The 26621-nt window shown below is 59.2% G+C and carries 28 protein-coding genes; 18 read left to right on the top strand and 10 right to left on the bottom strand.

Features of this window, described 5'->3' with window-relative positions; all coding sequences use genetic code 11:
* The first annotated feature begins 3 nt into the window (after positions 1-3).
* The 4 genes from AB2L51_RS00810 to gltA all read left to right on the top strand — a co-directional run bounded on the left by AB2L51_RS00810 (position 4) and on the right by gltA (position 3158).
* On the top strand, positions 4-747 hold the full coding sequence (locus tag AB2L51_RS00810) for a metallophosphoesterase (protein WP_395580705.1): 744 nt from the start codon (positions 4-6) through the stop codon (positions 745-747).
* A 69-nt stretch (positions 748-816) separates the two neighbouring features.
* Complete coding sequence (locus tag AB2L51_RS00805; RefSeq protein ID WP_373318135.1) at positions 817-1137, top strand: chorismate mutase; 321 nt, start codon at positions 817-819, stop codon at positions 1135-1137.
* A gap of 14 nt (positions 1138-1151) precedes the next feature.
* Positions 1152-1697, top strand: a complete 546-nt coding sequence (locus AB2L51_RS00800) for a SixA phosphatase family protein (protein ID WP_395580704.1) — start codon at positions 1152-1154, stop codon at positions 1695-1697.
* Positions 1698-1847: 150 nt separating this feature from the next.
* Positions 1848-3158: a citrate synthase gene (gene gltA / locus AB2L51_RS00795; protein WP_395580703.1), complete on the top strand. Its 1311-nt coding sequence runs from the start codon at positions 1848-1850 to the stop codon at positions 3156-3158.
* 193 nt (positions 3159-3351) lie between these two features.
* On the opposite strand, the gene AB2L51_RS00790 is transcribed toward gltA, so the two are convergent.
* A complete protein-coding gene (locus tag AB2L51_RS00790) occupies positions 3352-3591 on the bottom strand; it encodes a hypothetical protein (RefSeq protein WP_166111222.1) in 240 nt (79 codons plus the stop codon).
* A 271-nt stretch (positions 3592-3862) separates the two neighbouring features.
* Here AB2L51_RS00790 and AB2L51_RS00785 point away from each other — a divergent pair, with 271 nt between their 5' ends.
* Entirely contained in the window at positions 3863-4615 is a 753-nt protein-coding gene (locus AB2L51_RS00785; protein ID WP_395580702.1) for an orotate phosphoribosyltransferase, read from the top strand.
* A 4-nt stretch (positions 4616-4619) separates the two neighbouring features.
* Positions 4620-5483, top strand: coding sequence for a glutamate racemase (locus AB2L51_RS00780; protein WP_395580701.1), 864 nt, complete (start codon positions 4620-4622; stop codon positions 5481-5483).
* Positions 5484-5565: 82 nt separating this feature from the next.
* Here the strand turns inward: AB2L51_RS00780 and AB2L51_RS00775 are convergent, their stop codons facing one another.
* Entirely contained in the window at positions 5566-6636 is a 1071-nt protein-coding gene (locus AB2L51_RS00775; protein ID WP_395580700.1) for a polyprenyl synthetase family protein, read from the bottom strand.
* Positions 6637-6737: 101 nt separating this feature from the next.
* On the opposite strand from AB2L51_RS00775, the gene AB2L51_RS00770 reads away from it, so the two are divergent.
* Entirely contained in the window at positions 6738-7493 is a 756-nt protein-coding gene (locus AB2L51_RS00770; RefSeq protein WP_395580699.1) for a tRNA1(Val) (adenine(37)-N6)-methyltransferase, read from the top strand.
* Between the two features lie 21 nt (positions 7494-7514).
* Here the strand turns inward: AB2L51_RS00770 and AB2L51_RS00765 are convergent, their stop codons facing one another.
* From AB2L51_RS00765 to AB2L51_RS00755, 3 genes are all read right to left on the bottom strand, one after another.
* On the bottom strand, positions 7515-8531 hold the full coding sequence (locus AB2L51_RS00765) for a ribonucleotide-diphosphate reductase subunit beta (RefSeq protein WP_166110194.1): 1017 nt from the start codon (positions 8529-8531) through the stop codon (positions 7515-7517).
* Between the two features lie 77 nt (positions 8532-8608).
* On the bottom strand, positions 8609-10546 hold the full coding sequence (locus tag AB2L51_RS00760) for a ribonucleoside-diphosphate reductase subunit alpha (RefSeq protein WP_395580698.1): 1938 nt from the start codon (positions 10544-10546) through the stop codon (positions 8609-8611).
* Between the two features lie 190 nt (positions 10547-10736).
* Entirely contained in the window at positions 10737-11717 is a 981-nt protein-coding gene (locus tag AB2L51_RS00755; RefSeq protein ID WP_395580697.1) for a Gfo/Idh/MocA family protein, read from the bottom strand.
* A 264-nt stretch (positions 11718-11981) separates the two neighbouring features.
* Between AB2L51_RS00755 and secD the strand changes: the two genes are divergently transcribed.
* Positions 11982-13541, top strand: a complete 1560-nt coding sequence (gene secD / locus AB2L51_RS00750) for a protein translocase subunit SecD (protein WP_395580696.1) — start codon at positions 11982-11984, stop codon at positions 13539-13541.
* A gap of 18 nt (positions 13542-13559) precedes the next feature.
* Positions 13560-14507 (top strand): protein translocase subunit SecF, encoded by a 948-nt coding sequence (gene secF / locus AB2L51_RS00745; RefSeq protein WP_395580695.1) that lies wholly within the window; start codon positions 13560-13562, stop codon positions 14505-14507.
* A 69-nt stretch (positions 14508-14576) separates the two neighbouring features.
* Here the strand turns inward: secF and AB2L51_RS00740 are convergent, their stop codons facing one another.
* Entirely contained in the window at positions 14577-14975 is a 399-nt protein-coding gene (locus AB2L51_RS00740; RefSeq protein WP_395580694.1) for a hypothetical protein, read from the bottom strand.
* 86 nt (positions 14976-15061) lie between these two features.
* The gene (gene mscL / locus AB2L51_RS00735; RefSeq protein WP_395580693.1) at positions 15062-15553 is read right to left on the bottom strand and encodes a large-conductance mechanosensitive channel protein MscL; all 492 of its coding nucleotides are present in this window, start codon (positions 15551-15553) and stop codon (positions 15062-15064) included.
* A 303-nt stretch (positions 15554-15856) separates the two neighbouring features.
* Here mscL and rpmE point away from each other — a divergent pair, with 303 nt between their 5' ends.
* The 3 genes from rpmE (at position 15857) to AB2L51_RS00720 (ending at position 17602) form a co-directional block, all read left to right on the top strand.
* Entirely contained in the window at positions 15857-16087 is a 231-nt protein-coding gene (gene rpmE / locus AB2L51_RS00730) for a 50S ribosomal protein L31 (RefSeq protein ID WP_086638545.1), read from the top strand.
* A 174-nt stretch (positions 16088-16261) separates the two neighbouring features.
* Entirely contained in the window at positions 16262-16807 is a 546-nt protein-coding gene (locus tag AB2L51_RS00725; protein WP_395580692.1) for an Hsp20 family protein, read from the top strand.
* Positions 16808-17011: 204 nt separating this feature from the next.
* Entirely contained in the window at positions 17012-17602 is a 591-nt protein-coding gene (locus AB2L51_RS00720) for a DUF1013 domain-containing protein (protein WP_395580691.1), read from the top strand.
* 60 nt (positions 17603-17662) lie between these two features.
* Here the strand turns inward: AB2L51_RS00720 and AB2L51_RS00715 are convergent, their stop codons facing one another.
* Positions 17663-17827, bottom strand: coding sequence for a YdcH family protein (locus tag AB2L51_RS00715; protein WP_166110217.1), 165 nt, complete (start codon positions 17825-17827; stop codon positions 17663-17665).
* Between the two features lie 230 nt (positions 17828-18057).
* Between AB2L51_RS00715 and AB2L51_RS00710 the strand changes: the two genes are divergently transcribed.
* From AB2L51_RS00710 to AB2L51_RS00700, 3 genes are read left to right on the top strand one after another with little or no spacing between them, the layout of a single operon-like run.
* Complete coding sequence (locus AB2L51_RS00710; RefSeq protein ID WP_395580975.1) at positions 18058-18264, top strand: YdcH family protein; 207 nt, start codon at positions 18058-18060, stop codon at positions 18262-18264.
* 45 nt (positions 18265-18309) lie between these two features.
* Positions 18310-18861, top strand: a complete 552-nt coding sequence (gene purE / locus AB2L51_RS00705; RefSeq protein WP_395580690.1) for a 5-(carboxyamino)imidazole ribonucleotide mutase — start codon at positions 18310-18312, stop codon at positions 18859-18861.
* The gene (locus tag AB2L51_RS00700) at positions 18858-20030 is read left to right on the top strand and encodes a 5-(carboxyamino)imidazole ribonucleotide synthase (protein ID WP_395580689.1); all 1173 of its coding nucleotides are present in this window, start codon (positions 18858-18860) and stop codon (positions 20028-20030) included. Before purE ends, AB2L51_RS00700 begins: the two co-directional genes overlap by 4 nt.
* 26 nt (positions 20031-20056) lie before the next feature.
* On the opposite strand, the gene AB2L51_RS00695 is transcribed toward AB2L51_RS00700, so the two are convergent.
* Complete coding sequence (locus AB2L51_RS00695; protein WP_395580688.1) at positions 20057-20776, bottom strand: JAB domain-containing protein; 720 nt, start codon at positions 20774-20776, stop codon at positions 20057-20059.
* Positions 20773-21534 (bottom strand): JAB domain-containing protein, encoded by a 762-nt coding sequence (locus AB2L51_RS00690; protein WP_395580687.1) that lies wholly within the window; start codon positions 21532-21534, stop codon positions 20773-20775. The genes AB2L51_RS00695 and AB2L51_RS00690 overlap by 4 nt, the downstream gene beginning before the upstream one ends.
* A gap of 45 nt (positions 21535-21579) precedes the next feature.
* Here AB2L51_RS00690 and AB2L51_RS00685 point away from each other — a divergent pair, with 45 nt between their 5' ends.
* From AB2L51_RS00685 to AB2L51_RS00675, 3 genes are all read left to right on the top strand, one after another.
* Positions 21580-23805 (top strand): ATP-dependent helicase, encoded by a 2226-nt coding sequence (locus AB2L51_RS00685; RefSeq protein WP_395580686.1) that lies wholly within the window; start codon positions 21580-21582, stop codon positions 23803-23805.
* Entirely contained in the window at positions 23805-24719 is a 915-nt protein-coding gene (locus tag AB2L51_RS00680) for a 50S ribosomal protein L11 methyltransferase (protein ID WP_395580685.1), read from the top strand. Before AB2L51_RS00685 ends, AB2L51_RS00680 begins: the two co-directional genes overlap by 1 nt.
* Before the next feature lie 84 nt (positions 24720-24803).
* Positions 24804-26585 (top strand): M24 family metallopeptidase, encoded by a 1782-nt coding sequence (locus AB2L51_RS00675; protein ID WP_395580684.1) that lies wholly within the window; start codon positions 24804-24806, stop codon positions 26583-26585.
* Positions 26586-26621: the final 36 nt, after the last annotated feature.

The following is a 26621-nucleotide window of genomic DNA, read 5'->3' as shown; positions in this document are numbered from 1 at the left end:
GGCATGTTCACGGATACCAGGCATGACGAAAACGTGAAGAACGCAATGCGCAAAGGACTCCGCATTGTGGGCGATGTGCATGGGGATATGGAAGCATTCCGCCATGCCGTGGCCACGGATCGTTTTATCATCCAGCTAGGTGATCTGGTGGATTACGGCCCAGACAGCGCAGGCGTTCTGCGCCTGATGTTCCAGGTCCAGCGTGAAGGGCGCGGGCTGTTCCTGATTGGCAACCACGACCGCAAGCTGGGGCGTGCGCTTATGGGCAAGAAACTTCGCTCCTCCCCCCATCTGGACGAAACGCTGGCCCAGTTGAGTACGCCGGATAATGTGGATGTCCTGCAGGACGTGCTCCCCGCACTGGAACAGGCTCCGGCATGGCTGATCATGGGACGGACCATTTTTGTGCACGGTGCGTTTGAGCCGCACATGCTGAACGAGCCCCCACCCCCACCACTTGGGCGCGTCACGTACCTGCTCTCCCGCGCACTGTTTGGCGAAACCACGAGCCGCATACAGGCCGATGGCTACCCCGAACGCACGCTCAACTGGGTCAACCACATTCCCAGCGGCTATACGGTTTACTGTGGCCACGACCAGCGCTCGACCAACGGCTGCCCCCTGACTATCCATGGCCGGGCCGGTGGGCGCGCCATATTTGTGGATACGGGCGCAGGCAAAGGCGGACATCTGGCATGGGTGGACCTTCCTTACCCACCTGTGGAAGAAAAACTTTTTGTCTGTTAACGTCGGGGCGTTACACATTTATAACGATCCCATGATGTTCTTTACCAGCAGCCAGAGACCTTGATTACCGTGACAAATCAGCCGTGCCCCCCGGAAGCCCTGCAGGACCTCCGCCGCAGCATAGACAATATTGACGCAGCTCTTGTGGCCATGCTGGCAGAACGCTTCCGCTGCACCAAGGCGGTGGGAGCCCTCAAGGCTCTGTACAAGCTCCCTCCTGCGGACCCCGCGCGTGAGACTCAGCAGATTGCGCGCCTGCGCCGCCTTGCGGAAGATGCACATCTTGACCCTGATTTTGCGGAGAAGTTCCTCAACTTCATCATCCATGAGGTGATCCGCCACCATGAGGCCATCGCACTTGCAGCGGTTCCCCACTCATCATCCCCATAACATCATGTGATTTCATGCCTGTTCTCTCCACACCCCGCCGCCTGATTCTGCTCCGTCATGCGGAGGCGGTCGCACCTGATCCGGGCAATTTTTCTGTCGAATCAGACATGGCGCGCCCCTTGACCCATGATGGCGAATGCGCCGCCATGCGGTGCGGGATGTGGCTCCACCAGAACGGGCTGGCCCCCGATGCAGTCCTGTGCAGCCCGGCGGCAAGGGCACAGCAGACCTTTTCCTGCGTGCAGAGCGCCCTCCCCCCTTCCAGCGCGGATACCGTGTTTTTACGCCCCGAAATATACGAGGCCGACCTTGGTAGCCTGATCAGTGTGCTCCGGCAGGCTCCCCCGCAGGCCCGCACGATTCTGCTCGTCGGGCATAATCCCGGCATTTCAGACTTTGCACGCTGGCTGGATGGCAGGAACGAAATGCTTGATCAGGGATTCGCTCCGGCTTCACTCGCAGTCTTCGAGATGATCGGCAGCGACCTTGTTCCTGACCAGACCTCCTGGGCAAACTGTGACGGTCTGAGCCTCGCTTTGCACACATTCACGCGACCCTGAGAGAAAAAAACCCGGTTTTCTGCCGATGTGCGCGCGTGATAACGCGCGGTTTATCAGGATGAACCTTTTTGTTTGCTCCTGAATGGGAGACAACACTCAAACAGCAGGCCGCAGCCGCGACCGTGACCCCATTATGCAAAAGGAAACACCATGAGCGTGTCGCAGAACGAGGGTAAGCAGTCCACCGCTACCATTTCGATCGGTGGCAAAACCGCCGAGATGCCCGTACTTTCTGGCAACCTTGGGCCGGATGTTATTGATATTCGCAGGCTGCCCTCAGAACTGGGCGTGTTCACGTTCGACCCCGGTTACGGCGAGACGGCCTCCTGCAACAGCAAGATCACCTTTATTGATGGTGACAAGGGCATCCTGCTCCACCGTGGCTACCCTATTGCCCAACTGGCGGAAAATGCTTCCTACGAAGAAGTCATCTACCTCCTGCTCAATGGCGAACTGCCCAACAAGACGCAGTACGATACTTTTTCTGCCACGCTGACAAACCATACCCTGCTCCATGAGCAGATCCGCAACTTCTTTAATGGCTTCCGGCGCGATGCCCACCCCATGGCCATTCTGTGTGGCACGGTTGGCGCTCTTTCCGCCTTTTACCCTGATGCCAGCGACATCGCCATTCCCGCAAACCGGGAACTGGCCGCCATGCGCCTGATCGCCAAAATCCCGACCATTGCGGCCTGGGCTTACAAATACACACAGGGCGATGCCTTTATTTACCCGCGGAACGACCTGAACTACGCAGAAAACTTTCTGTCCATGATGTTCGCGCGTATGTCCGAACCCTACAAGGTCAACCCCGTTCTGGCCCGCGCCATGAACCGGATCCTGATCCTGCACGCAGATCATGAGCAGAATGCCTCCACCTCCACCGTGCGTCTGGCGGGCTCCACCGGGGCCAACCCGTTCGCCTGTATTGCCGCAGGCATTGCCGCACTGTGGGGACCCGCCCATGGCGGGGCCAATGAAGCCGTGCTGAAAATGCTGGCCCATATCGGCAAAAAAGAAAATATTCCGGCTTTTATCGCTCAGGTCAAAGACAAGAACAGTGGTGTCAAGCTCATGGGCTTTGGCCACCGTGTTTACAAGAACTTCGACCCGCGCGCCAAAATCATGCAGCAGACCTGCCACGAAGTTCTTAAGGAACTGGGCATCAAGGATGATCCGCTGCTTGATCTGGCAGTCGAGCTTGAAAACATTGCACTCAGCGACGACTACTTCGTGCAGCGCAAGCTCTACCCCAACGTGGACTTCTATTCCGGCATTATCCTCAAGGCCATGGGCATTCCCACCAGCATGTTCACCGTGCTGTTTGCGGTTGCCCGCACTACCGGCTGGGTAAGCCAGTGGAAAGAAATGATTGAGGAACCGGGCCAGCGTATCAGCCGTCCACGCCAGTTGTATCTGGGCGCTACGGAGCGGGATTTTGTTCCCTTCAGCAAGCGCTAAAAGCTGATTGCCCTGTTGTCATAAGAAACTGGTCCGCGGCAACGCGGACCAGTTTTTTTATTCATGGCAGAAACCAGACTAACGCCGTACCGTTATTAACCATAAAAAAAGCGGATGCTCATGTCACCATGAGCATCCGCCAAACCTGTCTTGTACTGTCAGCCAGCCAGACGGACCGGTCACACCTGATGACTTAGCTGCAGTTGCATCCGGCAGTCGGGCCATCTACCTTGCGCACCATATGGTGGTCAATCCATTCGGAGACCAGCATGCGCGCTTCGCTCAAAGACGATTCGGGGTGATGAATACGGTACAGAGTGGTGCAGGCGTTAAACGCAGCAACATCCGCTGTCCCCACTTCGCGTAGTTCTGTGTAAGCCGTGATGACGGCCCGCTCGCATTTCCGTGCGATCCGACTTGCTTCCATAGCCACGACATTCACCCTTAACTGATAATCGATCTCAACTTCGGTAATTAGACGCCACATCCAGCCCCAACGCAAGGATTAAGTTCTATTTTACTTTACACATAAAATCACAATCTGCGTGTGTCCGATTGTTTTGCTGTTCCGTGCATAAATCCTCCTTATTTACAGCCCATACTGTGCGGTAAATCACAGATACAGGCAGATGAGGCATGGATTTTCGGCCCGGCTAGCGGTATGCCAATCCAACTTTAACCCCATAACTTTCAAGGAATCTGCCATGATGTCGCCAGCAGGCATTATCTCTCCCACAGGAGAGTCCAGCGAATGGGATCGTGACGCCGCCCTTACCACCGCACGCCTGCTGCTTGAAATCAAGGCAGTCAATTTTCGCCCCGAAGACCCCTACACCCTGACATCTGGCTGGAAATCCCCTGTTTATATTGATTGCCGCCGGATTATTTTCTTCCCCCGCGCGCGCGCAAAAATTGTGGAACTGGGGGTAGAGAAAATTGGCCGCCACGTTGGCTACGAAAGTCTTGAAGCCATTGTAGGGGGCGAAACAGCCGGTATTCCGTTTGCCGCATGGATGGCTGATCGCATGCTGCTCCCCATGGCCTATGTGCGCAAAAAGCCCAAGGGTTTTGGCCGCAACGCCCAGATTGAAGGCGATGTACCCGAAAACATGCGGACCCTGCTGGTGGAAGACCTGACCACGGATGGCGCATCCAAGGTGCAGTTCGCCAATGCCCTGCGCAATGCAGGCGCTATTGTGAACCATGCCTTTGTGGTGTTCTACTACGGCGTTTTCCCCGGTGCCCAGCAGACGCTGACAGACATGAACGTGGCCCTGCACTCCCTGTGCACATGGTGGGATGTGCTTGAAGCCTGCGCGAGCCGTCCGTATTTCTCCGAAGAAGCAGCATCTGAAGTCCGCCGCTTTCTGGAAGACCCCTGTGGCTGGTCCGCCCGCCGTGGCGGCGTAGGCAGTCTGGAAGAAGCCGCCGCGTTCAAGGCGCGCAAGGACAAATAACACCGTGCAGACGACTGGCCCCGCACTGACTGGCCTCCACCGTGTTCTGGCGTTTGATTCAGGCATTGGTGGATTGGGCATTGTGCGGGCCATTCGGGCACATGCGCCTTCGGTGAAGGTGGACTATCTGGCCGACACCGCCGTTTTTCCATACGGTGAGCAGGATGATGCGGTCCTGACCCAACGCATTATTTCCCTTCTTTCCCGCGCAGTTGAGCGCCTGCGGCCACAGGCTGTTGTCATAGCCTGCAACACGGCCAGCACGCTGGCGCTGGACGCCCTGCGCGCCACCTGCCCCAGCCTGCCGTTTATTGGCTGCGTACCCCCCATCCGCTGGGCCGCACGCCGGACAGAAACCGGCGTTATCGGCCTGCTGGCTACCCGGGCAACCATCCGCCGCCCCTACCTGTCCCGCCTGCACACGCTATATGCGCCGGAATGCACGCTCATCGCCCATGCCGCTCCGCATCTGGCCAGCTATGCCGAGCAGGTTTTTCGCGGGCGTTCCGTACCCGATGAGCTTGTTTATAAAGATATTGAAGGTCTGCTCAGCCACCCGGACTCTGCACGGCTTGATGCTGTGGGTCTGGGATGCACCCATTACACCTTCATGCTTGATCAGCTCCGCAGGATAGCCCCGGCAGGCATGGTATGGCTGGACCCGGCAGACGCGGTCGCACGGCAGACCTGCACGGTTTTGCAAACCCTGCCCCCCATGCCCAGCCCGGACACACAACCAGAGCAGGCATGGTTTACGGCCACGCCAACCGACGCAGCCGCCCTGAGCGCGCATCTGCCTGCCTTTGGTTTTAACCAGATTACACTCTGGCCCGAACCGGCAAGCCAGCAACGTGCCTGCACAGCCTGAACGCGGGCCAGCTCTGGCGGGCGGGTAAAGGCCGTTCGAGCATTACAATTCGGCATTTTCGCCAAACCGGCTACAGGCGAGCCTAGCTGGCGCGGCTGGCGGAATAACTCGCGGTTTCAAGCAACAGGGCCTTAAGCTCGTTGTCGGGGAAGCCCTGCAACGCCTGACGGGCCAATGCGGCGTATTCTTCCGCCTTGGCCAGTGTCACACCAATCGCATTGGTCTGGGCGATAAGAGCCAGTGCGGCATCCAGATCTTCGGGCTGCTGTTCGCACTCCTCAATCACACGCCGCCAGAATACGCGGTCCTGCTCGCTGCCTGCCTCGTATGCTGCCAGTACCGGCAGTGTCACCTTGCCTTCCTTGAAGTCGTCCCCGACTTCCTTGCCCAGCACGGCCTGATCAGCCGAGTAGTCCAGCGCATCATCCACCAACTGGAACGCCATGCCCAGATTGGCGCCGTAAACACGCAGGGCCTCACGCTCGGCGAAAGTAACATCGCCTATGATAGCACCGGATTCACATGCGGCCGCGAACAGCGCCGCTGTTTTGCCATAAATAACCTGAAGATACTGCTCAACAGAAGTGGAAAGGTCGTTCTGCGTGGTCATCTGCATAACCTCACCTTCCGCCAGCGTAGCCGATGCAGCAGAGAGAATCGCCATGACATCCAGCGAGGCGTCAGCCGTAAGGATCTGGAACGACCGGGCAAACAGGAAGTCCCCCACCAGCACGGACGCCTTATTGCCAAAAATGGCGTTGGCACTGGCCAGACCACGCCGTAACTGGCTGTCATCCACAACATCATCATGCAGCAGTGTTGCTGTATGAATGAACTCGACACAGGCGGCAATTTCCACATGCCGCATGCGCCCGTCCTGATTATTGTAGCCACACAGCCGCGCAGAAGCGAGGGTGAGCAGCGGCCGCAGCCTCTTGCCGCCAGCGGCCACAAGATGCGCAGCTAACTGCGGAATAAGCGCTACGGAGCTTTGCATGCGGTCCACAATGACCTGATTACATGCCTGCATATCCGCAGCGAGATAATCAGCCAGCGCCTTAAGGCCAGCTTCCCCTGGTTTACTCACAGAAACTCCAGATCCATCCTGGCTCGCGGCACTGTCCATTTCCGACAGACTGACTGCAACACCCAAATGCTATTCCCCCAGCCTCGGGATGAGTTGACGTCCTCTTATATGCGAGGCACCTGAAAAACGGTCAAGCACCAACACATTCAAGCCAGCCAGATACAGCGATGCAGCAAGCCCCATCACTCCACCTTCCACCGACCTCGCAAGGCACTCTTTTGCGTGGACGTATCGCTTACAGCCAGTTCCAGCAAGGCTACCGCACAGGGCTTGAGCCCATTCTGATGGCTGCGGCCGTAGCCGCACGCCCGGGCCAGCATGTGCTCGAAATCGGCTGCGGAGCCGGTGCAGGGCTGTTATGCCTGATGCACCGCGTACCAGACCTGCACGGAACGGGGGTAGAGAAAGACTCCGAAACAGCGGCACTGGCCCGCACCAACCTGCTGACCAACAAACAAGTGCAAGCTTCGGTAATTACAGCATCTTTCCCCGAAGGGGTGCCCGACCTCCTGCGGTTTGACCACTGCATGACCAACCCGCCATGGCATGCCTCCACCGGCACCGCCTCGCCCGAGCCGCGCCGGGACCTTGCCCGCAGGATGGACATGCAGACCCTGCCACTCTGGATTAAGGGAGCCGCTGCCGTTTTGCGCCACAAAGGCAGCCTGACACTCGCACTCCCCACAGCCCTGACCGACAGGGCCATAGCCGAACTAAGCGCCCATGGCTTTGGGGGGGTAACCCTTTACCCCTTCTGGCCCAAAACAGGACGGGAAGCGCGCATTCTGCTTATTCAGGCCAAACTGGGCGTTAAAAGCCCCGCCCGTGTACTGTCTGGCCTGACACTACACGAAGCGGACGGCGCTTTTACCCCTCAGGCGCGCGATGTGCTGGAAAACGGCACAGCCCTGCCGGGTCTGTAAACCCGCACCCTCCGCCCGATATTATGAGAAGACAGAGCTTTCAAACGCTTCTTCCCACGTACCCAGGGTGGAGGCACGGCTGTATTCGGTCGAGCGGTTTTCAAAGAAGTTAGCGTGTTCGACCGCATTGAGCATATCGTCCAGCCAAGGCAGCGGGTTTGTGGTCGTGTTGTAAACCGGGTCCAGCCCAAGCTGGGTCAGGCGGCGGTCGGCAATAAAGTGAATGTAGGTTTTAACCTGTGCGGCATCCAGCCCTTCTACCGGCCCCATTTCAAACGCCAGATCAATAAAGGCCTCTTCGTGCTCCACAATGGTTTTGCAGATCTCAGTCAGTTCCTGCCGCAACTTATCTGTCCAGATATGCGGGTTTTCCTGAATGAACACGCGGAACAGGCGGATAATGGACAGGCAATGCAGGGTTTCGTCCCGCACCGACCAGGATACGATCTGCCCCATGCCCTTGAGCTTGTTAAAGCGCGGGAAGTTGAGCAGGATGGCAAAGGAGGCAAACAGCTGTAGCCCTTCGGTGAACGCGCCAAAGGCTGCCAGTGTTTTTGCGATTTCATGCTTGCTGTCCACATTGAAGGACTGCATGTAATCGTATTTATCCTTCATTTCCTTGTACTTAAGGAATGCGGAATATTCCTCCTCGGGCATGCCGAGCGTATCCAGAAGGTGGCTGTAAGCTGCAATATGGATGGTCTCGATATTGGAAAAGGCCGAGAGCATCATCAGCACTTCAGTCGGTTTGAAAACCCGGCTGTAGTGCTTCATGTAACAGTTGTTTACTTCCACATCCGACTGGGTGAAGAAGCGAAAAATCTGGGTCACAAGGTGACGCTCGCTCTCATTGAGCACGCGGTGCCAGTCTTTTACGTCATCCGCCAGAGGCACTTCTTCGGGCAGCCAGTGTACGCGCTGCTGCGTCAGCCACGCATCATACGCCCACGGGTACCGAAACGGTTTGTACACCGGATTGGCTGTTAGCAGGTCAAAACGCTCTTCCTGCGGCTGCTGGCTGGCTTTATGCTCGCTCATGATGCCTCCATCGGGCGGCACTCCCCGAGGTGGCCGCCTCTCGACTTTTTACAAAATAGACCCTGACCAGCCTGCCCTTACTGGCAGGCCAGGCATTCGTCATAAGTGTTGCCACTGGCGGCATGCTCAGCCGCCGCCTGTTCGGCAACACCGGCCCCCAGCACCTCGGACTTGGCGAGCACGTTGCTCACCGTATCCGCCCGCTGGATGGACAGGCTGCGGCAGTAGTAGAGGGATTTCAGCCCCTTCTTCCATGCCTGAAAATGAATCTGGTTGAGGTCGCGCTTATGCACGTCCGCGGGCAGGAACAGGTTGACCGACTGCGCCTGACAGATAAAGGGCTGCCGGTCGGCCGCATGTTCCACCACCCAGCGCTGGTCCAGTTCGAACGCGGTTTTGAACACGTCCTTTTCCTGCTGGGTCAAAAAGTCCAGATGCTGCACGCTGCCCTTGCTGGTGGTAATGGAGGACCACACCTCTGGCGTGTCCTGCCCTTTTTCCACCAGCAGCTTCAGCAGATGCCGGTTGCGCACTGTAAACGAGCCGGAAAGGGTTTTCTGCAAGAACACATTGGCAGCAATGGGCTCAATACCCGGGCTGGCATTCCCCGCAATGATGGAAATGGACGCCGTAGGCGCAATGGCCATCTTGTTGGAAAACCGCTCCTTGATCCCGTATTCCTCGGCATCGGGGCAAGGGCCACGCAACTCGGCCAGATGGCGGGAGGCGGCATCCGCCTGTGCGCGGATGTGCTTGAATATCTTGCGGTTCCAGACCTTGGCGATCACGCTTTCAAACGGCACGTTCTTGGCTTGGAGGAAGGAGTGAAACCCCATAACCCCCAGCCCTACGGAACGCTCGCGCATGGCGGCATATTTGGCCCGCTCCATGTCCTCTGGCGCACGATCGATGAAGTCCTGCAGAACATTGTCGAGGAAGATCATCACATCCTCGATGAACTGGGGATTGTCTGACCATTCATCCCATGTCTCAAGGTTGAGGGAGGACAGGCAGCACACTGCCGTGCGAGCCTTGCCGTGATGGTCTATGCCCGTTGGCAGCGTAATTTCAGAGCACAGGTTGGAGGTCTTGACTTCCAGCCCCGCAAGTTTGTGGTGCTCGGGGCGGGCATTGTTCACGTGGTCGGAGTAAACGATATAGGGCTCGCCCTGTTCCATGCGTGCGGTCAGGATACGAATCCACAATCCACGCGCTGAAATCTTGCGGATAACCGAGTTATCCTTGGGGGAGAGCAGCGCCCATTCATCATCCGCTTCCACCGCGCGCATGAACGCGTCGGAGACCAGAATACCGTGGTGGAGATTGAGCGCCTTGCGGTTGGGGTCCCCCCCTGTGGGGCGGCGGAGTTCTATGAACTCCTCAATCTCGGGGTGCCAGACCGGCAGATAGACCGCAGCCGACCCACGGCGCAAAGACCCCTGGGAAATAGCCAGTGTCAGGCTGTCCATCACGCGGATGAAGGGAATAACCCCCGAGGTTTTGCCGTTGCGACCCACGTTCTCGCCAATGGAGCGCAGGTTGCCCCAGTAGGAGCCAATGCCCCCACCCTTGCTGGCCAGCCACACATTCTCGTTCCACAGATCGACAATGCCTTTGAGGCTGTCATTGGCTTCGTTCAGAAAGCACGAAATAGGCAGACCGCGTGTTGTACCACCATTGGACAGCACCGGGGTTGCGGGCATGAACCAGTGGCGGCTGATATAGTCGTAAATCCGCTGGGCATGCTCCGCATCCGCCCCGTAATAGGACGCCACGCGCCCGAACAGATCCTGATAGCTCTCATCAGGCAGCAGGTAGCGGTTATCAAGCGTGGCTTTGCCAAAGGGGGTCAGCAGCGCATCGCGCGAGCGGTCAACACGCACCTGATGGTGCCCGGGAAGCTGCACCATATCCTGCATCTGCTCAGCGCCGAACAGGTCCGGTTCTTCAGCTGAGCCTGATGCTCCTGAATGGGAACGACGAACGTCATTCTCATGCACGTCAATCAGACTCATGGCGCTTACTCTCCGGTTTTTGCGAACGATCATATTGGTATGGGGCTGATGCGCCGCATACACCATATATCGCGCTTCTTACTCTACTTTGCCCCCATATCTAGAATTTTTTTTACTCATGGTGCACGATTTTAGACTTGCTTCTTCAAAAAATGGCTGATTCTTCCCGCTTCCTCAAACGCGTCTTTTTTCAGCCTCCCCGGATCAGTCCGGACTGCTCCATCAGACTGCGCGAGGTGGTGATTCCATCCGCCACCGCCAAAGCTGCCGCCAGAGCGCGCCGCCCGGCCACCGCGTCCACCACAACAGGTGCGCCCTGCATGCACGACGCCACAAAAGCCTGATGCTCCGCGAACAGCGAATCATGTTCAGCCCAGCTTATGCCCTCACGCCGGAATCCGCCGGTGCCCGGCAGCGGCAGGCCCCGCTCGCGCCCGATCATGCTCAGTTCACGTTTAACAAAATCAGCCGACAGATACCCTTCCTCGGAAAAAAGGCGCATCCGCCGCTCGGTCTTGAGCGATATGCGGCTTGCGGTAATGCTGGCCACGCACCCGTTTTCAAACCGCACCCGCGCATTCGCAATATCCTCATGCGCGGAACTGACCGCAGCCCCCAGCGCATCCACCTGTGCAATCGGGCTGTCCACAAGGGCCAGAACCAGATCCAGATCATGGATCATCAGGTCCAGAATAACCGACACGTCTGTTCCACGCGGCTTGTATGGGGCAATGCGCGTGGCCTCTATGTAAAGCGGGCGGGTTATGCGAGCACTTATGGCGGCATGCTCGGCGGAATAGCGCAGCAAATGCCCAACCTGGCAGACCAGCCCGCTCTGCTGCGCCAGCGTTACCAGCATGTCTGCCTGTTCCAGCGTGGCCGCTACCGGTTTTTCCACCAGCACATGCCGCCCTGCCCGCAAGGCCTGCACGGCCAGTTCAAAATGGAACTCTGCCGGGGCGGCCACCACCACCGCATCGGACTGGGCAAGCAGGCTCTCCACATCCGCCATAACCGGGCACCCGGCCTCGCGCGCGACCAGTTGGGCGCGGGCGGGGTCCGGGTCAAACAGGCCGGACAGGCTCTCCCCCGGCACATCACGTATTTTCAGGGCGTGGTACCGTCCAAAATGCCCTGCCCCAATAACCCCTACGCGCAGCGTTGTGCTCATGTGTTACAGCCCCTGCCTGATCTGGCCTGTGTTTTGCTTCCCCCAAGGGGTAGCAGCCTCACCCCCGAATGCAAACAAGCCCCGCTCCTGCCAAGGCGCTACCTGCCATGTCCACCCACCCCATTTACGGCTGGGTGATGCACCTGAGCCACGCAGAATGAGCGAAAAAGCAAAGCATTCCACCCATAAGCACGCGAACGGGTTGCATCTGTCAGGGTTGAGCGGCATGTTCCGGGCAGCAAAACCGCAAGCGATCAGGTAAGAATGTATTACAGCCGCCTCAAACTGGCCTCGGTACTGGGCATATGCCTTTTAGGCCTGCTGCTGTGCCTGCCCAACGGCATGCGCAAGCCGCTCCCTTCCATACCATGGCGACAGATCCATCTGGGACTGGATCTGCGGGGCGGTTCCTACCTGCTCATGCAGGTGGACCTGCAAAGCCTGACCCATGACAGGCTGCAAACCCTGTCGGAAAACACGCGTGATGCGTTGCTGAACGCGCATCTGGGCTACCAGAACATTGCGGTGGATGCCCCCAAAGGCACGATCTCGTTCATGCCACGCTCCGCTGCGGAAACCGAGGCAGACATAGCGGCCCTGAACGCCCTGCCCCGTGCAGTGCCCAACGAATTCAGCGTCAGCAAGCGCGAAGATGGCAGCATAGCCCTTGTTCTGGCCCCCGAATCCATTCGCACCCGTGCGCGTGAGGCCGTAACCCAGTCCATTGAGATCGTGCGCCGCCGCATTGACGGCACGGGGGCTGTTGACCCCGAAATTACCCGTCAGGGTGATGACCGCATTGTTGTGGAACTGCCCGGCATTAGTGACCCTGAGCGGATCAAGGCGCTGCTGGGCACCACGGCCAAGATGAGCTTCCATCTGGTAGATGCCAACCCGCTGCACGCAACCTACCCACCACAAGGGGTCAGCCTTTTGCCTATGGCCGACCCGGCGGAGGGGGGGCCTCTCCCCGTTTTTGACCATGTGGATGTCGATGGCTCGGACCTGACCAACGCCGGTGCGGTCATTGACCAGCAGAGTGGCAAATGGGCAGTCAGCTTCTCTTTCGATTCGACAGGCACGCATGCTTTTGCCGCTGTTTCGCAGGCCAATGTTGGCAAGCGATTCGCCATTGTGCTGGATAACAAGATTATCGAAGCCCCCGTGATCATGAGCCCCATAACAGGCGGCAATGGCCAGATTACCGGCGGGTTTGATGCACAAAAGGCAACCGACCTTGCCCTTATGCTGCGCGCAGGCGCCCTGCCCGCCCCGCTGAGCGTTATTGAGCAGCGCTCCATTGGTCCGTCACTGGGGGCGGATTCCATTCGCGCGGGCATGATCAGCCTTGGCGTCGGCTTTATTATGGTCGTGGCCTTTATGGTGCTGTTCTATGGCCGCTTTGGCTGGTACGCGGACTTTGCTCTGCTGGCCAACCTTGTGCTCATGGTGGCCATTCTCTCGCTCTTTGAGGCAACACTCACCCTGCCCGGCATGGCGGGCATGCTGCTTACACTGGGTATGGCGGTGGACGCCAACATTCTGATCAACGAACGCATACGCGAGGAAATTGCCCGTGGGCGCACCCCGCTGGCAGCCATGCAGACAGGGTTTGAAAAAGCGACCTCCACCATTATCGACAGTAACGCCACGGCCCTGCTGGCCCATGTGATGCTGTTTGTTTTTGGCACAGGTCCGGTCCGTGGGTTCGCACTCACCATTACCATTGGCATTGTAACCACCCTGTTCACCACCCTGCTGCTCTCCCGCATGCTCATGGCCCGCTGGTACGCGCGTACGCGCCCCACCAGCCTGCCTGTTTGAAGAAACGAGGCGCTACTTATGTTCGGACGTCCTCTCCTGCGTTTTGTCCGCAAGGATACGCACATCAACTTCATGCGCGGCCGCTTCATGGGGCTGATTGTCTCGGCCGTGCTTTCGATCGCATCGCTTATTCTGTTCTTCCATCCCGGCCTTACGCTGGGCCTGGATTTTCGGGGGGGGATTGTGGTGGAAGCCCAGACCCCCGGCCCGGCTGATTTTGCCAAAATCCGCGCGGCTCTGGCCGAGCATGGGGTATCGCACGCCTCCTTCCAGTCCTTCGGGGCTGCCAATGATGTTCTGATCCGGCTGGATGCGGGCTCGGAGCAGGATACGCAGGCCATTGTGGACAAGGTACGCCACACCGTGGCCGAATCCTTGCCCGGCACCACCATCCTGCGGGCCGATGCGGTCGGGGCCTCGGTTTCGGCCGAGCTGTTCCGCAACGGCATGCTGGCTCTGGCCCTCAGCCTTGCCATGATTCTGGGTTACATCTGGTTCCGGTTCGAGTGGGAATTCGCCCTGAGTGCTGTGATCACTCTCATACTCGACCTGACCAAGACCGTGGGCTTTCTGGTCCTGACCGGCTTTGAGTTCGATCTGGTTATGGTGGCCGCAATCCTGACCATTCTGGGCTATTCCACCAACGACAAGGTGGTGGTTTATGACCGTGTGCGTGAGAACCTGCGCAAATACCGCAACATGCCGCTGATCGACCTGATCAACCTTTCAATCAACGAAACGCTCAACCGTACGCTGGGCACGTCCTCCACGGTCTTTCTGGCATCCCTGCCGCTGGCCCTGTGGGGAGGGGCTACATTGTCCGGCTTTGCATGGACCATGCTGTTTGGCATTGTTGTTGGCACGTCCTCCTCCATCTTTATCGCAGCGCCTCTGCTGCTGTTCATGGGGGAAGGTCGCCTCAAACGCGGCGCCAAAAGTGGCAAGGCCGCGGCCCCATCGGCCTGAATCCCCACCACAATTTAGCCTGATACAAAAAACGGAGCCGTCTGAGGGCTCCGTTTTTTTTTTTACGCCTTAATGGCTGGAGAGTGGAACGGGCACACCGTTGGGCAACACCAGCATGCTGTTCCCTAACGGGGTGGGTTCATCAATGGTTGCCAGAAAAGCTTCTACCTTAAGCCCTGCCACCTTGAGCGTGTTGCTGCCCGGATGGTCCCGAAAAACCAGAATGGCGGCCAGCGCCTCGCGGTCGGCCGTAACTATCTGGACAATCTGTGGCAGGCTCAGGCCACCACTCATCAACTGCCCGCGCGCCATGCCGTTGGCTATGGCGTAGCTGTACAGCAGCGTGCTGGGCGTCTGCTCCACCCTGAGCTGATACGGCGCACTCTGGCACCCCGCCACGCCAACAAGGGCAAGCAGGGCGGCAAACGGAGGCGTTTTATAAAAAAAGCGGAATACAGAGGGCTTCATGGTTGAGAGCCTACTCCATATTCCGCCTGTCGAAAACACAGTGCCTGCCGGGGCATACGCCAAAGCACCTGCCCACGGCCCAGCCTTTAGCCCTGCGGGGTGGTCTGCTGCGTGTTGCGCGCGGCAAGTTCATCGCGGATCTGGGTCAGCAGGATTTCCGTCTGGGTTGGTGCGGGCGGTGCTGCGGGTTTGGCTTCCTCACGCACATGCAGGCGGGTCAGGGCCTTGACCATCCAGAAAATGGCCATTGCCACGATCAGGAACTGGATAACCGCATTCACGAACAGGCCGAGGTTAAGGGTTACCGCGCCAGCTTTTTGCGCGGCGTCCAGCGTTGCTTCGTGCGGACCTTTAAGGGTGACGAACAGGTTGGAAAAATCAATCCCACCTACCAGAAGACCAATAACCGGGTTGAACACATCCTTGACCAGACTGTTTACAATTCCTGTAAACGCCGCACCAATGACCACACCAACTGCCAGATCAACAACATTGCCGCGCATGATGAAGGCGCGGAACTCCCCCACCCAGCCCGGTGTACGTACGCGGGCTTTAAGATCAGTTTTAAGATCAACCATAAATTCAGTGTCCTGCTTTAAAGGATTTTCTGCAAAGATACTGTTCTGTATCCGTCTGACTGGCCATTTCTCAAGCATTATTGCTGGAATAACCAAAAATCTTTGCCATATCCGCCCCTGCCACACCGTTACTGGTGCCGTCTATTCAGGACGTTACCCCGTAACTGGCTGTGGCCTTAACGCCAGTTACAGGCAAAAGGTGCATAATCAACGGTTGATCCTGCTGCCGCATACCGTTATATGCACGGCAATTCGGCCCGGTCGGTATCGGGCCTTCGTCTGCTGTAAAGAAAGACCTGTCCCATGAAGTCCGGCATTCATCCCGAATACCATGAAATCACCGTCATCATGACCGACGGCACGGAATACACAACCCGCTCCTGCTACGGCAAAGCTGGTGACACCATCCGTCTGGACATTGACACCAAGTCCCATCCGGCGTGGACCGGCGTGCAGCGCATCATGGACACCGGGGGCCAGGTCGCCAAGTTCAACAAGCGCTTTGCCGGGATCGGCACCCGCTCCAAAGGCTGATTTTTCAAGCCTTGCCGTGTGCTTTTGGCCCCGCCCTCTTGAAAAAGGAGGCGGGGCTTTCCACGTTTGGAGCATGGCTGACGCCCCAAGGGGGTTAGCCAGAAAGACCTGCCACACAGGCCGCCTTATGGGGCCCGCTGTACGGCAGAACCTTGCTGAACGAGGAGGTTCCACATGACTTACGATTTTGCGCCCCTGTTCCGTACCGCCATCGGCTTTGACCGGCTGGCACAGGTAATGGACACCGCAGCCCGCAACACGGGCACACCCAGCTACCCCCCCTATGACATTGCCAAGACCGGGAGCGACAGCTACGCCCTGACCATGGCCGTGGCAGGCTTTGCCCCGGATGATATTGAACTTCTGGTGCAGGACAACACTCTTGTGGTGTCCGGGCGGGTCATTACCCCACAGGACGAAGGCGAAGTGCTGCACCGCGGCATTGCCCGCCGCGCCTTTGAACGCCGTTTTGCACTGGCTGACCATGTTGAGGTCACGGGGGCGGACATGAATAACGGCCTGCTCCGCATTAGCGTGCGCCAGATTGTGCCAGAAGCGCTCAAGCCAAGGCGTATTCCTGTCAATGCAGGCCAGACAGAGGGGCACAGCATGGGCAGGGTTTCCGCACCATCCCATCAGGACCACGTGCCCTTTGCCCCCAATCCCACGCTGGCAACCTCGGCCCCACCTCATAACCAGAGCGTACCAAACGCAGCCTGAACCAGCCTTGCAGGCCAAAAAGGGAGTGGAACTCCGGTTCCGCTCCCTTGTGTTGTATTTTTGCGGCTTGACCTGAGCGGGCTGCTCCCCCCATATCGGGGGCATAGATGCGCGTCGGCAGGCACGCAGGCTTCGGAAGTGGTTCCAGGCCGTCAATTTACCGGTGCCTGCGTGAGCGCCGCCCGACGACAGGATAGAAGCCAAATGACGACCTTACCCTTGATGCCAAAAGCAACCGCTGTGTGGCTGATCGAAAAGACCGCGCTCAGCTTTGAACAGATTGCCGCTTTCTGTGGGATGCACCCGCTGGAAGTGCAGGCCATTGCCGATGGTGAAGTCGCTCAGGGCATTGTTGGCTATGACCCCGTTGCCAACCATCAGCTCGCACTTGAAGAAATCCGCCGCTGCGAGGCCACACCCACGGCGCGACTTAAAATCATGGCGACCAACAACCCCGTGCGCCGCCGCTCCAAGGGTGCGCGTTACACGCCTGTTGCCAAGCGCCACGACCGTCCGGATGGTATCGCCTTCCTGCTGCGCAACTACCCGCAGCTAAGCGAACAGCAGATTGTAAAACTGCTTGGCACCACCAAGGACACCATTGCCAAGGTGCGCGACAAGCAGCACTGGAACACACCCAACATCAAACCGCGTGACCCGGTGACCGTTGGCCTGTGCAGCCAGACAGACCTGAACGCGGCCGTAGCCGAGGCCAATGCCCGGCTTGAACGTGAAGGGACGGAAATTCCCGTACCGGCACTGGATGCAGGCGAGACCGATTTTTCTGCTGAATAAAATCCTGCCGGATTGATCTGCCGTGGCTACTTACATGGCAGATCAATCCGCATTGCGTGTTTAGCCCGCCAGCCGTTCAATTTCTTCCTTGATCCTGAGCTTCTGCAGCTTCAGGCACATCAGAATACGCTCATCCGGTCTGGGCCTGCCCCCTTCGGAAGCAATCTTCTGGTCAATATGGGAATGGCGGTGTTTGAGAGACTCTATCCTTGCTAGGCGCGCCATGGCTGCCTCCATTCGGTTAGTGACCCGTTTACGCTAGCGTACAGACGGCTAGAAATTTCATGTTAATTTCATATTCCACTGCATACCGATATGCGCTGCGCACATGGAACTTTTTCCAGTTTGCACAAGCTGGCCGCGCAATGCATGATTGGTAAAGAGCGCCATAAATGCGACAACGGAGTAACCCGATTGAACGCACGAGTCAGATGCACACAGGGAGAACCAGCGCCATGATGCAGGACCGCGAGTCATTACTGGGGCAGCTTCTTGAACTGCGAAGCGAGCATCGTGATCTGGATACGGTCATCAACAGAATGACCAATGAGACAGCCTTTATCGACCAGCTGTACCTTCAGCGGCTGAAAAAACGGAAATTACTGCTCAAAGACCGCATAACACGGGTTGAAAGCCAGCTGATACCCGACAATATTGCCTGACTTTGCAACAGGACCAGCATTAGCAAGACCGGATACCCTCCCCCTGTGAACACAACAGCCCCCCAGACCACCACCTCCCACGCGGCAGATAACAGCGCTGCGGCCGCCCCCCCCAAGGTTGGCATTATCATGGGCAGCCAGTCAGACTGGGAAACCATGCGCCATGCCGATGCCATTCTGAACACACTGGAAATCCCGTACGAAACCCGCATTGTCTCTGCCCACCGTACACCGGACCGGTTGGCGGAATACGCCCGTACGGCAGCGGAGCGGGGGTTGTCTGTTATTATCGCCGGGGCTGGCGGTGCGGCCCACCTGCCTGGCATGTGCGCGGCATGGACCCGCCTGCCCGTGCTGGGTGTGCCTGTGGAATCCCGCGCACTCAAGGGCATGGACAGCCTGCTCTCCATTGTGCAGATGCCCGGTGGCGTACCCGTTGGCACGCTGGCCATTGGCGCGGCAGGGGCCAAGAACGCGGCCCTGCTGGCGGCTTCCATTCTGGCCCTGCAAAACCCTGAACTGGCCGCACGGCTGGAAGCATGGCGCGCGATACAGACCGCATCGGTTGCCGACACACCCGTGACAGAAAACGAATGACCCACACACACGCAGCTCTGGCCCCCAACGCCGTTATTGGCATTGTGGGTGGGGGGCAGCTTGGCCGCATGTCTGCTGTTGCAGCCTCCCGACTGGGCTATAAAACGCATATTCTCACTCAGGACGCCCATGGCCCGGCCGCACAGGTTTGCAGCGCCATAACCCTTGGTGCGTATGATGACCCCGCGGCACTGGACGCTTTTGCCAAAGCCGTTGATGTGGTCACCTTCGAGTTTGAAAACATTAGTGCCGATGCACTGGACCGGCTGAGCAGGCATTGCCCTGTGCGCCCGTCTGGCAATATCCTGCGTATCAGTCAGGACCGGCTGGCGGAAAAGACCTTTCTGGCAGAAGCCGGAGTGCCACTGGCGCCGTGGCATGCGGTAACGGACCATAGCTCCCTGCATGCAGCGGCAGACAGGCTGGGTTTTCCGCTTATCCTCAAGACTACCCGCAACGGGTATGATGGCAAGGGCCAGCGCCGTGTGCAGAATGCCGCGGAACTGGATGAAGCTTTTGCAGCACTCGCCCCGCACCCGCTGGTGGCCGAAGGCATGGTCGATTTTGCCTGCGAACTGAGCGTTATGGTCGTACGCGGCACAGATGGCACAACCCGGTGCTTTGACACGGTTTTAAACCACCACTGGCACGGTATTCTGGATCTGACTCTCGCCCCTGCCCCCGTACCCGAAAGCGTTGCGGAAGAAGCGGGCCGACTGGCCGCCCTGATTGCCGGGCGGTTTGATCTGGTTGGCATTATGGGCGTGGAAATGTTTCTTGTGCGCGATGGCTCACTGATGGTGAACGAGGTTGCCCCGCGCCCCCACAATTCGGGCCACTGGACCATGGATGCCTGCGCACAGGACCAGTTTGACATGCACATCCGCGCGGTTGCGGGCCTGCCCCTGCCCCACGCCACCCGCCACTCGGATGCGGTGATGAAAAACCTTGTCGGCCCTGAAGATATGGCCCTGTGGCCCGCCATTCTGGCTTATCCGGGCCATATTCCGCATCTGTATGGAAAAAAAGAAGCCCGTGAAGGGCGCAAGATGGGGCATGTGAATATTCTGTTCCCCTACGGCGCACTCCCCGGGGACTGGGGCATACAGGCAGCTCTTGGCCCGCTGGCAACCAAATGCGCCTCTCCCCCACCCGCAGACGAGGACTAGCCCCACGGCCTGAGCGGAAGAAGTGGTTACAGTAACCCCGCCTCCTTCATGCTCAGGACCTGCTCCCGTCCCACGATCAGATGGTCGGCCACGCTCAGCCCTACAACGCGGGCGGCGGCAATAATCTGCCCGGTCATGCGCATATCCTCGGCGGAAGGCTGAACATCCCCGCTCGGATGGTTATGCACCAGCACAAAGCTGCTGGCTTGCAAGACCAGTGCACGCCTTACAATCTCACGCGGGTAAACAGGCGCATGGTCCACCGTACCGCGCCCCATGACTTCATCCGCCACAAGCCGGCTGGCTGCATCAAGGAACAGCACACGCATCTGCTCGGTTTTTTCATGCGCCATAAGAGCTGACAAATAAGCGTTAAGGGCGGGACGCTCACACAGAACGCTCTCACGCTGCAAGCGGGCGCGATGCAGGCGGAAGGCGCTCTCACGCACAAGGATCAGCAACACACGCACGGCTTCGGGGAGCAGACGTACACTTCCCTCCTGCTGTGCCGCAGCCAGCAGCACGGCAGACAGGGTGGCATATTCTCCCATAAGGGCTTCAGCCTTCTCGCATGCCTGCGCAGGCGCCATACCTGCGGCCCCAAGTAATGCGACAAGGCATTGCCGGTGATCCGGCCCCACAGGTAGCGCCCCGGCCAGAGGTTGAACCTGCGCCAGTTCTTCCTGCGGTCTTGCAAAAAAAGCCGCGCCATCGGCCATACCCGGTGGCGTGTGGGGACGGCTCACCAGTCTGTCGCCTTCTGGCGCGCACTTGCCCATGCGTTAGCCCCAACCACCAGATGGTCATGCAGGCTGATCGCCAGCAAGGGAGCAGACTTGCGCAGGCCCGTAACAAAAGGCGCGCAAGTCTGGAGCAGGGTCTGCTCGTCCTGCCCCGGTTCGGCCAGATACACGCTCACAACCGCACAGGCCTGCACCTCCAGCGCGCGTTGCAGAACATGAGCCACAGTCTGCTGCACAAACTCCGCCGCAGGTTTTGCTTTTGGCATGGCTCCTGCCAGCGGCTCATCCGCCAGCAGGGTGTTGCGGCTATCGAGCAGCAGCATACGCATCTGCGGCCGTTCCACAGCCCGTAACACCGTGTTGCAATACTGCAAAAGACTGTCCCAGTCGCCCAGATAAACGCGACGACTGCCACTATCGCGCACCAGACAGGCCGCCACATCCGGCAACTGCGCACATAAAGCTGCGGCGCCGTGCGGCACACCGGCCCCCTGCAACACTGCGGGCGCGGAATCGAGCACGGCGGACAAAGACCCGAACTGGTTGATCAGGCTTTTGGCCAGAGGTTTTGTGTCCCGCCGCGGCACACCGTAAAACAGGAGCATTTCCAGCAATTCGTAATCGGCCAGCCCGCCCGCACCATGGGCCAGCACCCGCTGGCGCATACGCCCGCGGTGCCCCGCTGGCCCGGTTGATGCAAACCCGCTCGCCCCTTCCTGAACGGAAGAAGCAGGGGTTGGCGACATCTTTGTTTTCGCCATCCTATTGCTCCGATTGGCCTGAGGCGAACATCACTATATAAGGGAATGGTGACGACATTCGAGCCCCCTTCTCATCCCACCTCCCACACTGCTCCGCAGAGCGGCTCCTCCTACCTTGCGCGCCTGAACCCCGAGCAACGCGCGGCCATTGAGACAACAGATGGCCCGCTGCTGGTTCTGGCTGGCGCAGGAACCGGCAAAACCCGTGTGCTGACCACACGTTTTGCCCATATCCTGCTGACCGAGCGCGCCAAACCGTGGCAGATACTGGCAGTAACCTTTACCAACAAGGCCGCGCGGGAAATGCGCGAGCGTGTTGCCCTGCTCCTTGGCGCACCGGCGGAGGGGCTGTGGCTTGGCACCTTCCATGCCCTGTGCGCACGCATGCTGCGCCGCCATGCGGAGTATGTGGGACTGACCCAGAGCTTTACCATCCTGGACACGGACGACCAGCTCCGCCTGCTCAAGCAGGTTATGGAACCCTGGCAGATCGACACCAAACGCTGGCCCGCACCCGGCCTGCTTGGGGTGATCCAGCGCTGGAAGGACCGGGGGCTGACACCTGCACGCGTCACCCCGTCCGAAGATACGGATTTTGCCAATCATCACGCCCGCGCCATTTACGAGGCTTATCAGGCCCGCCTGATACAGCTCAACGCCTGCGACTTTGGCGACCTGATGCTCCACGTGACCGAAATCCTGCGGACCCGCCCCGATGTGCTGGCCCAGTACCACCGGCTGTTCCGCTACATTCTGGTCGATGAGTACCAGGACACCAACATCGTGCAGTATCTGTGGCTGCGCCTGCTGGCCAAACAGGCCGATGGTACGGCCAATATCTGCTGCGTGGGGGATGATGACCAGTCCATCTACTCCTGGCGTGGTGCGGAAGTTGAAAACATCCTGCGGTTTGAAAAAGATTTTCCCGGTGCAAAAATTGTCCGGCTGGAACGGAACTACCGCTCGACCCGCCATATTCTGGGCGCCGCCGCAGGGCTGATCGCCCATAACGGGGAGCGGCTGGGCAAAACCCTGCGCTCGGGGCGGGATGACCCCTCGGATGGGGAAAAAGTGCTTGTCACCAGCGTATGGGATTCAGACGCAGAGGCCCGTAGCGTGTGCGACATAGCCGAGCGCCTGCACCATAAAGGGCAGTCTCTGGCGGAAATGGCCATTCTGGTCCGTGCCGGGTTCCAGACCCGTGCGTTTGAGGAGCGGCTTGTACAGACCGGCCTGCCCTACCGCATTGTCGGCGGCGTGCGCTTTTACGAGCGAGCCGAAATCCGCGATGCTCTGGCCTATATGCGCGTGCTCAGCCAACCGGCGGATGATCTGGCGTTCGAGCGGATTATCAACGTGCCCAAGCGCGGCGTTGGTCCGGCCAGCCTGCAAAAACTGCGCGAGGCGGCCCGCTTTGCCAATACTCCTGTCAGTGTTGCAACCCGGACCATGCTCGAAACCGGCCAGCTCAAGGGCAAAATGGCCGACCAGTTGCGCACACTCACCAATGCCCTGAACACCACGCGGGATATTCTGAGCCGCGAAGGCCACGTGCTGGCCGTTGAACATCTGCTGGAAGAGAGCGGCTACCTTGAAATGTGGCGCCTCGACCGCTCGCCCGAAGCCCCCGGACGGCTGGAAAACCTGAAAGAACTTGTGCGCGCTCTGGCCGATTTTGGCACGCTGGGCGAGTTCTTGGAGCATGTCTCCCTTGTGATGGAAACGGACGAAAAAGCGCAGGATGCCAAACTCTCGATCATGACACTCCACGGAGCAAAAGGGCTGGAGTTTGATACGGTGTTCCTCCCCGGCTGGGAGGAAGGCGTTTTTCCCTCCCAGCGCACGCTGGATGAAGGCGGGCTTAAAGGGCTGGAGGAGGAGCGGCGTCTGGCCTATGTGGGCATAACCCGTGCGCGCAAACAGGCCATGATCTTCCATGCCGGAAGCAGGCGCATTTACGCCAACTGGCAGCCTTCCATGCCCAGCCGCTTTCTGGATGAACTGCCAGAGGAGCACATAAGCCGCAAAAACGAAGGTGGCTCCGCCCGCCGCGGCCTGTTTGCCGAACAGAGCCTGTTTGACAGCGGCCCCGTTGTTGCCCGCCGCAAACGCCCGCCCGAGGCGGAACCGGCCTTTGAGCTGGGGCAGCAGGTCCGCCACCCCCGTTTTGGCGTGGGCATCGTTATTGCGGCTGACCGCAACCATCTGGAAATCGCGTTTGAAGACGCGGGCACAAAACGGCTTCTTTCCTCCTTTATCGAGAAACTATAATGGCTCCCACACCCCGCCGCCACGCTACAAGCCTGGAAACCATTTCTGTCACCGTACCTGAAGCTGCGGTGGAAGCGTACGAAAACGCCATTGGCAGCATCTGCACCACGGTTGGTATTTTTGAGGCCAACCCCGAAGGCACCCAATGGCGGGTTGAGGGCGTAAAAGACATGGGACACCGTGAGGACGAACTGACACTGGCCCTTATACTGGCCGAACTGACCAGTGGTGTCTCCGCCCCGCTGGCACGCGCAGCAACCGAAGCCGAAGGCTGGCTTGCCCGCACGTATGAGGCTTTTCCCGAACAGAAGGTGGGTAAACGCTTTGTGGTGCGCGGCACCCATCTGCCCGATGCACCCGAGGCAACCCGTATTGTGCTCACGCTGGACGCGGGCGTGGCTTTTGGCTCGGGCGAGCATGGTTCCACCCGTGGCTGCCTGCGCGCACTGGAACGCATTGCCCACCGCCACCCCCGCCGCATTCTGGACCTTGGCTGTGGCACGGGTATTCTGGCCATGGCCGCGGCAGCCCTTTTGCACCAGAAGGTGCTGGCGGTGGATATCGAGCCATGGTCGGTCCGTGTTTCCGCCCAGAATGCGCGGCGCAACCGGCTCAACCGTGCCCTCACCTGCCGCCTTGGCAATGGCTGGCAAACGCCCGCCATCCGCAGGAACGCACCGTATGATCTGGTTTTTGCCAATATTCTGGCCCGCCCGCTCTGCCTTATGGCCAAGGATCTGGCACAGGCACTGGCCCCCGGTGGCACGGTTATTCTGGCTGGCCTGCTGCAAACGCAAATCCGCATGGTGCTGGCAGCCCACCGCAGGCAGGGGCTGGTGCTTGAGCAGGTCCTGACCGAAGGGGACTGGGCAACACTGATCCTGCGCCGCCCCGGCGGGTATCGCCCCGCCTGATCTTTTGCCGCTCCTTTGCGCAGGGCAGCCTATGCCTGAGCCACCCTGCGCCCGACCCTAGCCCAGCATCTGCGGAGTAGTATCTTGGCCTCCTTATCCCTGAGCAGACTTGCCTTGCTTCGTGCCGTATTGCGCCAGAACGGGCTGGATGGCGTGATTATTCCACATGGGGATGAGTTTCTGGGGGAGTACACTCCTGCCTGCGCACAGCGGCTGGCATGGATAAGCGGCTTTACCGGCAGCGCAGGCACAGCCATTGTGCTGGCAGACAAGGCCGCCGTTTTTTCCGATGGTCGCTACATCACACAAATGGACCAGCAGGTAGATGGCACATGCTGGGAGCGTGTGCATGGCGGGCAGGTGCCCCCCGCCACATGGCTGGCCGCCAACGCCCGGCCCGATGCCCGCATTGGCTACGACCCACGCATTATGAGCGCCGCGGAACTGGCTCCCTACCTGCAACACGAGCAGCTTTGCCTTACCCCCACCGCGCATAATCTGGTGGATACACTCTGGCAGGACCGCCCTGCCCTGCCCGCTGGCCCTGCATTTATACACCCCCTGCGTTATGCGGGCGAAAGTTCGGCCAGCAAGCGTGAGCGCATTGCGCACGACCTGCGCCATCTGGGGCAGGATGCCGCCGTACTGAGCGATTCAGCCTCCATTGCCTGGCTGCTCAATATCCGTGGGACGGATATTCCCTGTACCCCCGTTGTGCTAGCTTTTGCCATTATCCATGCCGATGCCGGCGTTGACCTGATAATCCAGCCTGACAAAATACCCGCAGACGTGCGCGCATGGCTGGGTGCGGAGGTGCGTATCCATGCGCCCTCGGATCTGGAGCAGGTGCTGGCCACACTGGCAGGGCGTACCGTGGGTGTGGACCCGGCAAGCAATGCCGTGTGGTTTACGCAAATACTGGGCCGCCATAACGCAACCGTTGCCACTACCCCCGACCCGTGCCTGTTGCCCAAAGCCTGCAAAAACCCGGTTGAGCAGCAGGGCATGCGCGCAGCCCACCTGCGCGACGGCGTGGCCCTGTGCCGCTTTTTGCACTGGATGGACACCCACGCCACCACCACAACCGAACTGGATGCCGCCAGACAGCTCGCCACATTCCGGCGTGCCGCGGCAGACTATGTGGAGGACTCGTTTACGGCCATTTCAGGCGCTGGGCCAAACGGGGCCATTATCCACTACAGCGTAACCCCGCAGAGCAACCGCGCCATAACCGCCGATGACGTGTACCTGATCGACAGCGGTGGCCAGTACCCCGATGGCACAACCGATGTCACCCGTACGCTCTGGTGTGGCCCCAACACACCCCCGCCAGCACTAAAAGCCGCGTTTACCCGCGTGCTCAAGGGCAACCTGCGCCTTGGCCATGCGCGCTTCCCCATGGGCACAAAAGGCCATGCGCTGGATGCACTGGCACGGTACGACCTTTGGCAGGCAGGGCTGGATTTTGACCACGGGACCGGCCATGGCGTTGGCAGCTTCTTATCGGTGCATGAAGGGCCTGCCCGTATTTCCAAGGCGGTTTCCACCATTGCGTTGCAGGCAGGCATGGTTCTGTCCAACGAGCCGGGCTTTTACCTGCCCGGTGCTTACGGTATCCGGCTGGAAACCCTTGTTCTGGTCCGCCCGGCCGAAGTCGCAGACTCCACGCGGTCTTTTCTGGAATTCGAAACCCTGACGATGGCCCCGTTTGACCGGAAACTGATCGACCTCTCCCTTATGGGAGAAGCAGATACCGCCCTGCTGGATAGCTACCATGCAGAAATCTTGCATCAGATTGGCCCGCACCTGCCCGCAGATGCAAAAAATTGGCTGCAAACAGCCTGTGCGCCTCTCAACAAGGCGTGATAGCAGGCTCTGGCCACCAATGGTCACGTAAATGGG

The sequence above is a fragment of the Acetobacter fabarum genome (assembly GCF_040702925.2).
GTDB classification, from domain to species: domain Bacteria; phylum Pseudomonadota; class Alphaproteobacteria; order Acetobacterales; family Acetobacteraceae; genus Acetobacter; species Acetobacter fabarum_B.
Note: the sequence above shows the minus strand (reverse complement) of the source record. Positions and strands in the feature narration are given on the sequence as shown.